Below are 11,951 nucleotides of genomic sequence, written 5' to 3'. Positions count from 1 at the left end.
TCTATAAACGGTGTTCAAGTAGCTACACTTTGGTCATGAGTCAAAAAAATAAAAAATGTGAGGAGCCATTTTCTATTTTCTTTCCTTATGCCTCAAGTGTAGAGCGCTACTTTCACAACCTCTGATAAACGGTGTTCAAGCAGGTGACCTTCGGCAATAAGCTAAAATCTCACAAAATATGAAAAGCTATTTTCTGAGATTTTTTCTTGCTGCTCAAGTCAGCCTCCTTCTTTCACAACCTTACTTACCCAACAAATAGTGTGAGTAGGGCCATTAAAGTGGCTAGTAGTATAATGGCTCCACAGAAGATCAAATGGCGTTTTTTATGCAACATGAGAATAGCGACATATTCTCTTAAAAAAGCATTTGGCAAATAATAAAAAGCAGTTTTAGCTCCAATACCATTGGCTTTTAGATTGGCTTGTTTGGCAAAGAGGCCTGCTCGAAATATATGGTAGTTATTCGAACTGAAAATAGCTTGATAGCTGCCGTTTGATTGTTTATCCATCAATTCTTTTGAGAAAAGCATATTTTCAAGAGTAGTTGTTGAGTTTGTTTCAACTAAAATATCTCTTTCAGGGATGCCTTTCTCCATGGCATAATTTTTCATTGCAATGGATTCAGGTACTTTTTCATCCTGACCTTGTCCTCCAGACATTAGCAAGATGGGTGGATTCAATGTTGCTTTACTTTGTGCACGGTAAAAAGCAATTGCTTTGTCGATACGTTTTGCTAAAAGTGGCGAAACTGTTTCACCATTGATCAATCCTGCACCTAATACGATGATGTAATCTTGATTGTAACGTGGTCGATTGAATTGATATAAAAATGAAACAGTTAAAAAGTTATAAAAGACAATGAACAAATAAATCAAAATACCTGGAACAGCAGAAAAGAGGATATTTGCCCATGTTGGTAAATAGCTTAATAGGAAAAAATTAAAAATCAAGAAAAGAGTCAGGAAAACTCCCAGTAGTAACGTTAAAAGATTGGCTACAGAACGTGACTCTCTCTTCAAAACAACAATTCCATTCCAAAATAAGAAGACAATCAATAGATAAACACCGAAAAGTAAAACTAATAACACTGGTACAGCAATTAACGCAATCAATCCACCAATAAATATATTTTGTGTTTCAAAAAGTAATAATAGCAAATAAGTACCGAAACTAATCAAGAAGATGTTGAACAATAGTCCATTGATCAACCGACGTTTTTCAGTAAAATAAGAAAAAGCAAAGATACTAAAGAAAATCAAGGGAAATATAAAATAAAAACTTGAATAAAAAATTTCTAGTACGATAAAATATGTCAACATGACTGCAAAGGTCCATGTGCCACAATAAAAAAATAAAGCAGGGTCTTTCTGCTGCTTCCGCCAATAAATAATACCTGTCGTGCCTAAAACATAGAGGATTGAAAAAATCAGATCCCTAGTTAAGTTCATTTAACCAACTCCTTTTTACGAATTAACTACGAAAAAATGAACAGCCTAAGAGATAGTCTTGCTGAACAATATAAATCGCATAAATGTGTAGATGACTTTCCATGTCTACTTGATGAGTGAAAGATGTGAGAATCTACCTTATACAGTATAACGAAAATTCATAAAAAAAGCTTTTATAAAAAGAAAAAAATCAATTTATGCTTAGTTTTGATGAATGAATAGATCAATATAGGAAAATGATTGTAGTTAACTAAAAAAACCGAGTACTTTCGAAAATAGAAAAACTATTTTGAAAGTATTCGGCTTTTTTTATTCAAACTAAGATAAGCAATAACGCTTAAGTTTGAAAGGAGTATTCAACTAGAATAAATTACTGAAAAAATCTACGACATTTCGCCAACCAATCACGAAAATATTTGCTTTTTCAACTGTGCTAGCTGCGATGATATCAGTAGAAGGAGCTTCGCTGTCTGATAAATAACCCAATTTATCGTCAGCTAATGAGACTGTAGCCGTACCAATAGCTGTTCCCTTAGCAATTGGCGCCATTACTTCGTTGTTTGTTACTCTTTTTTCATTCAGTGTTGGTGTGATCGTTAATTTTCCTGTGTCCATGTCATTTCTGACCCACACTTTGACTGGATTTTTCAGTACGACGTTGACAGAAGTTTCTTTCCCGTCTTTTACGTCAATTGATTTCAAAGAGGGGATACTGGCATTAGCTTTGCCAAGCTCTTTGATCGACCAGTTATCATAGCAATAATCCATCAAGCGAGAAGTTTCAGAAAAACGTACGCTTGGATTTTGTTCGTGGCCTTCAACGTTCAAGACGACAGTAATAATTCGCTGCCCATCTTTGTTCATTGTGCCAACAAAACATGCACCAGCAAATTCTGTTGTTCCTGTTTTAAGACCATCGACACCTTCTTTATAATTGACAAATCCTGGAAGCATCCAGTTCCAGTTGACCATTTCAACAGGAGATTGTGTGTTTTCACCAAACATTTTTGTTGTTGTACTTGTGACCTCTAATACTTCTGGAAAATCCAACAAAAGATGACGTGCAACGATAGCAACATCTTTTGCTGACATCTGATTTTCGTCATTTTCTCCAGTGCCATCTGGGCGATTAGCACCTAGATAAGTGTTGTTTAGACCAGAAACGTTGACGATTGTTGCATCCTTGATGCCCCATTCTTTCAATTGGGTATTCATCACTTCTAAAAAGGCTGACTCACTACCAGCAATTTTTTCAGCTAAGGCTACCATTGAAGCATTCGCTGATTGAATCAAAGCTGAATCAAACAATTCTTTTACAGTATACTTATTTTCCTGATGTAAGGGAACGTTTGATAAATCAGGTGTCATACTTAATGTTTCAGCATAATCGGAAATCGATACTTCATCATCCCATGATAATTTTCCTTCTTTGATTTGATCAAGTACGATATAAAGACCAATGATTTTCGAGATAGAGGCAATCCCCATTGTTTTTTCTCCATCTTGATCATATAAAATTTTTCCGCTATTGGCATCAACTGCGAAAGCAGCTTTTGCATTAACAGAAAAACTATCATCTGCATTTACAGACAGTGCTGGTAATAAAGTACTTAAGGTTAAAATAAGACTTGCTACCAGTAAAATGAAACGTCTTTTCTTTGTGGTCATATCCGATCTCCTTGTATTCTAATTTGTGTGCCTACAAATTAAAATTTTATCAGAGAGCCAACGCAGTTTCAATGATTCTGAAAAAAACTTTAGATATTATAGGCTCTAACTATTTTTTCTTGGGAATCTTCGCTGGTTGAAGATCAGACTCATTCAGACAAGAAGCGCTGAAAAGAAGAAAACCAATCATACTTAATAAACTAAAAATCATTAATAAGTGCATCCTAACACCTCGTTTTTTTATTTTTATTTATGATACTATTTATTTTTGAAGAAACACCTAAGAAAGCCTGTAGGCATTTGAATAAAAGATGAAAAAAGTATGAATGGTACGATAAGAATTTAAATAACAAGGCGTTTTTTCATTTTGAATTCGTTTTATTGTATCGATAAAATTTCTTGTGGTAGACTTTAAATAGAAGTATTTAAGAAATGATTTTTAGGAGGGTACGTTTATGGCAAAAATCGATAAAGAATTACTGTCACAATTGACTTCAGAAGGTGCCAAAGGTCCGTTTATTACAATCATGCTAAATACCCATGTAGCTCATCAAGATGTGGAAAAAGATCAAATCAAGTTTAAGAACTTTGCAAAAGAAGCCAAGAAACGCTTTGAAAAAAAATATACAGAGCATGACTGGTCCGTATTTCAAGAAAAAATCGAGAAATTGCTGGATGATCATTCGTTTTGGCGCAGTGCAGGAACCAGTGTAGCTGTTATTTTTTCTCCAGAAAAAACATTTATCCATCGACTAAGTATCCCAGTGGATGATCAATACTACGTTAGTGATTTACCATATCTATTAGCAATCATCAAGAATCGACACTTTAACTATTCATATTATGTATTAGGATTAAATCGAGATTCGATAAAAATGTTTGAAGTCCAAAATAAACAAGTATCAGAAGTGTCATTACCAGAAGGAGCTCCTGTTGATGTGGTAACTGCCTTAGGCTCGGAATTGACTGGCGGCAGTTTGAATTATACATCTAACGGAAGTGAAGGAACTAGATTCCATGGTGTAAGTGCAAAAGATGAAGAAGTAGAAATCGATTGGGTGAATTACTATCAGGCAGTAGATGAATTTCTTAGAGATAAATTTGAAAATCCTGAAAAATGGCCCATTTATTTATTTGCCTTACCTGAAAATCAAACTATGTTCAAAAAAATAGCAAAAAATCCTTACTATCACTCAGATGTCGCAATCTCTGCTTCACCTGCACAACTTTCTTTGAAAGAAATTGAAGCGGGTGTGAAGAAATTATCCGCTGAATTGGCTGAAAAAGAAGCAAGTAGTTACAATAAGTTATTGGATAAAAAATTTATTGATCAACTAGTCGATATCGTTCCGGCAGCCAAAGAAGGAAAAATTTCCTACTTGTTCATTGCTACTTCTAATTTAGTCGACGGCTTTGGTGAAGATCCTGAAACAGAATACGATCGCCGTCAAGTATTGAATGAACTAGCTGATAATGTCATTATGAATGGTGGAGAAGTATTTATCTTAGATCAAAAAGATGCGCCAGATGAAAAAAGTCTAGTGGCGATTCTTCGCTACTAAACATAATTTATAAGGTTTCTTTTAGCTAGCTTCGAAACAACTAAAAAATATGTATATCTATAGAAAAAAACCGCAGAGTTCAGAAATAAAGAATTCATTTCTGAATATCTGTGGTTTTTTCTGATAAGTCTTTCGTATGCAACATATCTCTGTAACCTCCATGTATGCTATACTTTGGTGTACTTTCTCATAAAAGCAACTTCCAATAATAAAATTTTTTGTGAGAGAGTGAATAAAACATTCATTTTATCCGTTTATTGTTGAGAAAAGTGAAAAAAAGAGAAGAAATCTATAGCTAATTTCTGAAGACTGTGATACACTAAATATGTAGTTTCTTTTCGGTAATCTGTGGTAGCTTGTTTCAAATAAACATCTTCCAGATCTACACGATTCAAGTAATTGCAAAATATGTGTTTTGAACACAAGGAGGATTTTTATTATGGAAACAGGTACAGTGAAATGGTTTAACTCAGAAAAAGGTTTTGGTTTCATCACAGCAGAAAACGGAAACGACGTATTCGTTCATTTTTCAGCTATCCAAGGTGACGGATTTAAAACTTTAGAAGAAGGCCAAACAGTAAACTTTGATGTTGAAGAAGGTCAACGTGGCCCTCAAGCAACAAACGTTGTTAAAGCTTAATTAACCCACTACTAAATAAAAGCCTAGAAAACGATTTTCGTTTTCTAGGCTTTTTTGTTTTATCTGGGTGATGGTTTTTAGTAAGGTTGTTAGTATTCAAAATATGAAGAACCCTTATGTCAACAAGCTGAAAAGTGAACAAAGAAATTTTAATCGTTTTGTAGTATAATTTCAAAAGAACACTAGAGGTAAGAGAAGAGGAAGCTATATTGAAACCGAAAACTTATGCAGTTGTTGATATCGAAACGACTGGGACAAATCCAAAAGAAGATCGTATTATCCAATTTGGATGTGTCATGATCGAAGCGGGCCGAATCACTTCACGTTTTTCGATGGATATCAATCCTGGACGCAAAATCTCAAAGCAGATCCAACATTTGACGGGAATCACAAATCAACGGGTTCAGCAGTCACCTTATTTTGAAGATGTCGCACAAACTATTTACAATCTATTAGCGGATACGGTGTTTGTAGCCCATAATATCTATTTTGATTACAATTTTTTAAATCACGAATTAAAGCGCTGTGGTCAAGCGCCTTTAAAGATTCCTGGTATCGATACAGTAGAATTAGCACAGATTTTCTTACCTACAGAACCTAGTTTTCGTTTGACAGATTTATCGGAAAGTCTAGGTTTCATCCATGACAATCCTCATCAAGCCGATAGTGATGCGGAAGTAACTGCCCAACTGTTACTTTTGATCGAGGAGCGTATGCGACAATTGCCTTTGAGTACCTTGGAACAAATCGCTAAGCTTAGTGGGCAAACTGGGATGGATACAGGAACGTTTATTACTCGTATTATTGAAGAGATGAAAAAAAAGCCACAGCCATTAGCTGATAACTTAGAAATTGTAGAAGGAATTGCCTTGCAGAAAAAGCAAGTAGAGTTGTTTACTGAAAATTATTATGCACAATCAGAATATCCTAGAAAAAAACAAGCGAAAGAAAAAATATTTGGAAAAACACTGATCTATCGAAAAGAGCAAAACCGATTGATGAATGCGGTCTATGATCATTTTACAAAAGATGAATCAAAAGATTTAATGATTGAAGCAGCTACCGGCATGGGGAAAACCATTGGTTATTTGCTTCCCCTCAGCTATTTAGCGACACCAGAAAAACCAGCGATCATCAGTACAGTCTCCCTTGTATTGCAAGAACAGATCATGGAAAAAGATATTCCACTGCTGAACCAGCTTTTGGATCGTCCAATCCAAGCAACATTGATAAAAAGTTATCGGCATTACATTGATTTGCAACGTTTTAAAGCAACCTTGATTGAACCAAAAGGACAAAAACAATATGCATTGTATCAAATGGCGGTTCTTGTTTGGCTGACTCAAACGAAAACGGGGGACTTAGATGAATTACATCTAACCAACTTGAACCATGTCTTTTTTGAAGATATTGCTCACCGTGGTACGGCCTTTTTATCAAGAAAACAGGGATTTTATGAACAAGATTTTATCCGTTTCTTAGAGAAAAAAATTCAGCAAAGTAATTTTTTGATCGTCAATCATGCTTTTTTAGTTCAAGAAACGCAACGAAAAAAGCCACTACTGCCTGAAAGTCCTTATTTATTGATCGATGAAGCTCATCATTTACCTGAAATTGCAGAAAAGGTGACAGATCAACGAGTAAGTCTTGCCTATTTCAATAAAGAAGTCCAATTAGTAGAGGAACCCGATCGACTCTTTGATCGTTTCAAAGACTATTTAGCTTCGGATCATGAAAGTTTGCGTTTATTTTCGATCTATAAAGAAGAATTGACTGCGTTACGTGAAGCACAACTTTACCTTGCTGAAGGATTGATGGAAATAATAAGCCAACAGAATAGCCGAGCCTATCCTGAAGAAGTCATGATCACAAAAGAAATGCTCGAACTTCTATCTTTTGAAGCAAGTATGGCGATTGATCATCTTCATTTATTTTATCAAGAGATCAGAGAACTCCAGACAAGCATAAAAAATAAGTTGGAAATCGTTCAAGAAAGCTGGACCAAAAAGATGCGCCTTGATCTTGCTAGTTTATATAATTTATTCGATCGTTTGGAACAGCAAGCCATTTTTATGGGTGAATGGCTAGAAGATTGGCAGGAGAATCTGATCCATTGGTTTGTACCAGGGAATACTCCACTACAAACTATTTTCCATCTCCATGATTTTAATGCAGCATTACTGCCACAAACTGTTTGGTATCAAAGGTATACGCGTATTCTATATATTGGTGGCACATTAAAGGTTGGTCCAGATCGGAAATATTTAGCAAAACGCTTAGGAATTGAGGGTGCACCACTAAAAATAATTGCTTCGCCTTATGATTATGAACGACAAGTGAGAGTTTATGTACCGAAGGAAGCGCCTGAAGTCAATCAAATCAGTAACGATGACTATGTGACTTATTTGGAAGAGACACTGACTCGATTGATCCAACAGGAAAGAAGACCCATTTTAGTGTTGTTTACCTCTCATGAAATATTACAAAAAGTCTACCAACGGATGCATCTAACTATGTTAGAACATGGGCGAGAAATCTTGGCACAAGGAATTGGTGGCAGTCGGGAAAAATTATTGAAACGTTTTGTTCTTTCAGATATGAGTGTTTTGTTTGGAGCAGACAGTTTTTGGGAAGGAGTAGATCTTCCCGGAGATGCATTGCAACTAGTTGTAATCACACGGTTACCTTTTGATAATCCACTTCGACCAATGGTAAAAGCAAGAAATGCCTATTTAGAATCAGAAGGAATCAATCCTTTTTATCAAGAATCACTGCCTAAAGCTGCGTTAAAAGTCAGACAAGCTCTTGGACGATTGATTCGTTCAGAAAAAGATAAAGGAGTCTTGTTGATTTTGGACCGTCGACTTATCACAGCAAAATATGGTGGAAGGATCATTCGAGCGTTACCAAAGAAACTACTCGTTCGAGAAGCTTCTTTTGAAACAATTTGTCAGGATCTTGGTCAATTCTTAAGTAAAAAAGAAGAATAAACCGCCATTCGTTGCCTTTTTTCATTTAAAAATCTGTTATAATAAAAATCAGTGAATAAAAAAGGAGCGACCGTCCTTGAATAAAAAGACAGAAAAAGAAAAAACTATCAATTATATATTATTAGGCCTGATCATTTTTCTATTAACAGTGATCGTATTTAGTTCTATTTTTTATTTACGGTCTAGCCGTCCAATGAGCCAAGCAAAAAAAGAGGCGACAGCACTTGCTGAGCAATATGCGGATCTTAAGGAAGTGGATCGATTTTACTGGTTTACACGAGAAGAAACGTATTTTTCTTTAACAGGTAAAAACGACAAAGGACAAAATATCGTGGTCATCATTCCAAAATCCGGTGATAAAATTAAAGTATTGGATCAAACAAAGGGTCTAACTGAAAAACAAGCAAAGCAAGAAATCGCCAAGGCTCATCCAGAAGTGCAATTTGAAAAAGTTTCTTTAGGCATGTATAAAGATCAACCGGTATGGGAAATCACCAGTAAAGACTCAGAAAATCGATTGAATTACTATTTACTTTCATTTGAAACAGGAGAAGAAGTCAAAACGATTAAAGGAATCTAAAAGGCAAAGGATGAGTGGGATGAAACAATCAAAAAGAGTGGAACGTTTGGAACCTTCTGTCACACTTGCTACAGCAGCAAAAGCGAAGGCACTCAAAGCACAAGGCCATGACATTTTGAGTTTGACAGTCGGTGAACCGGACTTTGCAACACCAGAGAATATTCAAGAAGCGGCAGTCCAAGCAATTAGAAGTGGGCAAGCTAGTTACTATACGCCAACTGCAGGAATACCTGAATTACGACAAGCAATCGTCACCTATTTAAAAGCATATTATGGATTGATTTATAAGACTTCAGAAACTATTGTAACGGACGGAGCTAAATTTGCTTTATATGCTCTGTTTCAGACCATTCTGGATCCAGGAGATGAAGTGATCATTCCTGTCCCTTACTGGGTCAGCTATGGCGAACAAGTCAAGTTGGCAGATGGTGTCCCAGTTTTTGTAACAGGTCAGGAAACCAATGGATGGAAAGTGACGGTCGACCAATTAGAAGCTGCACGTTCAGCTAAAACTCAAGCAGTGATTATTAATTCTCCATCTAATCCGACAGGGATGATTTATACGAAAGAAGAATTGCAACTTATTGGTGAATGGGCAGTAAAAAATGATATTTTAATAGTTGCTGATGATATTTACGGACGTTTGGTTTATAATAACAATGAGTTTACTCCGATTGCAACAATCTCAGAAGCGATTCGCCAACAAACAGTTATCATTAATGGCGTTTCCAAGACCTATGCAATGACAGGCTGGCGTATTGGATATGCGGTGGGAAATCAAGAAATCATTAATGGTATGATCGCTGTGGCCTCGCAGTCAACAAGTAATCCAACTGCGGTCAGTCAATATGCAGCAGTTGAAGCTTTGACTGGTGAACAGGATACAGTAGAAGAGATGCGCCAAGCATTTGAAGAACGTTTGGAGATCGTGTATCCACTAGTAGCTGACTTACCAGGAGTTGCCATCCAAAAACCTCAAGGAGCCTTTTATTTGTTTCCTAATGTCAAGGAAACATTGAACTTGTGTGGCTATGATAATGTCACTCAGTGGGTGGAAGACTTATTAGAAGATACTGGGGTGGCATTGGTGACAGGCGAAGGCTTTGGTGCTTCGGAGAATGTACGCTTAAGTTATGCAACTGATCTGGCGACATTAGAAGAAGCAGTACGTCGTATCAAGCAATTTATTGAGAGTAAAAGTCAAAATTAACCCTTAACTTAGAGGATAAAGGAGAATCATACGTGGAACAAATTCAAATCATCGATTCAAAAAAACATGTAGGTGAAACAGTGACCATTGGTGCATGGGTCGCAAATAAACGTTCAAGCGGAAAAATCGCATTTTTACAATTAAGAGATGGGACAGCGTATTTCCAAGGGGTTGTCGTAAAAAGCGAAGTATCAGAAGAAGTCTTCCAGACAGCAAAAAATCTTTCTCAAGAAACATCGATTCTTGTTACGGGAGAAATTCGTGAAGACAGCCGCTCAAAATTTGGTTACGAAATCGGTATTACCAATATTGAAGTAGTGAGTGAAAGTCATGACTACCCAATCACACCAAAAGAACATGGAACAGATTTTTTGATGGACCATCGCCATCTATGGTTACGTTCTTCACGTCAACATGCAATTATGCAAATCAGAAATGAAATCATTCGTGCGACTTATGAATTTTTCAATAATAATCATTTTGTTAAAATTGATCCACCGATTTTAACTGGTTCAGCGCCAGAAGGAACGACTGATTTGTTTGAAACAAATTACTTTGATCAAAAAGCATATCTTTCACAAAGTGGACAGCTTTATATGGAAGCAGCCGCAATGGCTTTTGGTAAAGTATTTTCATTTGGTCCAACATTCCGTGCAGAAAAATCCAAAACACGTCGTCATTTGATTGAGTTTTGGATGATCGAACCAGAAATGGCATTTATGCACCAAGAAGAAAGTTTGGAAGTCCAAGAACAATATGTCGCATTTTTAGTCCAAAATGTCTTGGATCATTGTGAATATGCATTAGATGTATTAGAGCGTGACAAAGAAGTCTTGAAAACATATACCAAACTACCTTTCCCACGTATCACATATGATGATGCCATTGAATTATTGAAGAAAAATGGGTTTGATGATATTGAGTGGGGAGATGATTTTGGCTCACCACATGAAACATTTATTGCCAATTCATTTGAACAACCTGTCTTTATCTTGAATTATCCAAAAGCAATCAAACCATTTTACATGAAACCTCATCCAACTAGAGACGATGTTGTAATTTGTGCAGATATGATTGCACCAGAAGGCTATGGTGAAATCATCGGTGGAAGTGAACGTGCCACAGATTATGATTTCTTATTAGAACAAATCCGAAATCATGGATTAGATGAAAAAGAATATTCTTGGTATCTAGATTTACGTAAGTATGGATCAGTTCCTCATTCAGGATTTGGTTTAGGTTTAGAACGTACGGTAACTTGGATTGCAGGTATTGATCACGTACGTGAAGCAATCCCATTCCCACGCCTATTGAATCGTATTTACCCATAAGTGGAAACAAAAGAGCGAGTTGATCTAGATAGAAACAAAGAATGCTAAGGATCAGCAGCTGAGTAAGCATCGTTTGTTTATAGGTCAGAAGTAGGATATACTCAGATATAAGTCAAAAAACGGGCTCTTCGACAAGTAGTGTTGGTGAGTTCAAATTGAAAGAATTTCATCGAGAATCAATCGAAGCAGAAATACGCTTCGATTGATTCTTTTTTGTTTTGGATTGAACTTGGAAAACCAAGCCCTGAATCAAGTAAATACGGTCACGAAAATGGAGGAAATTACGGTAACCATAAGCGACTCGTTTGATGACCTTGATTTTATTGTTTGTCCCTTCCAAGGCCCCGTTACTATAGGGTGTTTGGAAGGCATTCTTGATTCCTTTTCTATATTTATTGAAGAAAGTAAGTTTCTTGCGAAACCACTCAGGAAGCTGGGTATCTAAGGTATTCACCACTTCGAAAAAGTCGTTCGTCTCTTTTTGTTTATAGTGATAGAGAAGGAGTTGACAAGTGTCATAAGC

Annotated in this window: 9 protein-coding genes; 6 read left to right on the top strand and 3 right to left on the bottom strand. The window is 36.2% G+C overall.

Annotated features, from left to right (window positions below):
• Positions 1 to 244: 244 nt before the first annotated feature.
• The gene (locus tag A5844_RS03655; RefSeq protein WP_086283920.1) at positions 245 to 1,447 is read right to left on the bottom strand and encodes a YdcF family protein; all 1,203 of its coding nucleotides are present in this window, start codon (positions 1,445 to 1,447) and stop codon (positions 245 to 247) included.
• Between the two features lie 360 nt (positions 1,448 to 1,807).
• Positions 1,808 to 3,115, bottom strand: a complete 1,308-nt coding sequence (locus A5844_RS03650) for a serine hydrolase (protein WP_086283919.1) — start codon at positions 3,113 to 3,115, stop codon at positions 1,808 to 1,810.
• 455 nt (positions 3,116 to 3,570) lie between these two features.
• On the opposite strand from A5844_RS03650, the gene A5844_RS03645 reads away from it, so the two are divergent.
• The 6 genes from A5844_RS03645 to asnS all read left to right on the top strand — a co-directional run bounded on the left by A5844_RS03645 (position 3,571) and on the right by asnS (position 11,428).
• Positions 3,571 to 4,677, top strand: a complete 1,107-nt coding sequence (locus tag A5844_RS03645) for a baeRF6 domain-containing protein (protein ID WP_086283918.1) — start codon at positions 3,571 to 3,573, stop codon at positions 4,675 to 4,677.
• Between the two features lie 439 nt (positions 4,678 to 5,116).
• Positions 5,117 to 5,317 carry a cold-shock protein gene (locus tag A5844_RS03640; protein ID WP_005875554.1) on the top strand — a complete coding sequence of 67 codons (201 nt, stop codon included), beginning with the start codon at positions 5,117 to 5,119 and terminating at the stop codon, positions 5,315 to 5,317.
• 209 nt (positions 5,318 to 5,526) lie between these two features.
• Positions 5,527 to 8,307, top strand: a complete 2,781-nt coding sequence (locus tag A5844_RS03635; protein WP_179190530.1) for a helicase C-terminal domain-containing protein — start codon at positions 5,527 to 5,529, stop codon at positions 8,305 to 8,307.
• Between the two features lie 76 nt (positions 8,308 to 8,383).
• Positions 8,384 to 8,887, top strand: a complete 504-nt coding sequence (locus tag A5844_RS03630) for a cell wall elongation regulator TseB-like domain-containing protein (RefSeq protein WP_086283916.1) — start codon at positions 8,384 to 8,386, stop codon at positions 8,885 to 8,887.
• 19 nt (positions 8,888 to 8,906) lie between these two features.
• Positions 8,907 to 10,097: a pyridoxal phosphate-dependent aminotransferase gene (locus A5844_RS03625; RefSeq protein WP_086283915.1), complete on the top strand. Its 1,191-nt coding sequence runs from the start codon at positions 8,907 to 8,909 to the stop codon at positions 10,095 to 10,097.
• Between the two features lie 32 nt (positions 10,098 to 10,129).
• The gene (asnS, locus tag A5844_RS03620; RefSeq protein ID WP_086283914.1) at positions 10,130 to 11,428 is read left to right on the top strand and encodes an asparagine--tRNA ligase; all 1,299 of its coding nucleotides are present in this window, start codon (positions 10,130 to 10,132) and stop codon (positions 11,426 to 11,428) included.
• A 166-nt stretch (positions 11,429 to 11,594) separates the two neighbouring features.
• On the opposite strand, the gene A5844_RS03615 is transcribed toward asnS, so the two are convergent.
• Positions 11,595 to 11,951 (bottom strand): transposase (locus A5844_RS03615; protein ID WP_143353700.1); only part of this gene is annotated, 357 nt, incomplete at its 5' end.

Origin of the sequence: Candidatus Enterococcus wittei (assembly GCF_002140175.1) — a bacterium.
Taxonomy (GTDB): Bacteria; Bacillota; Bacilli; order Lactobacillales; family Enterococcaceae; genus Enterococcus_B; species Enterococcus_B wittei.
Note: the sequence above shows the minus strand (reverse complement) of the source record. Positions and strands in the feature narration are given on the sequence as shown.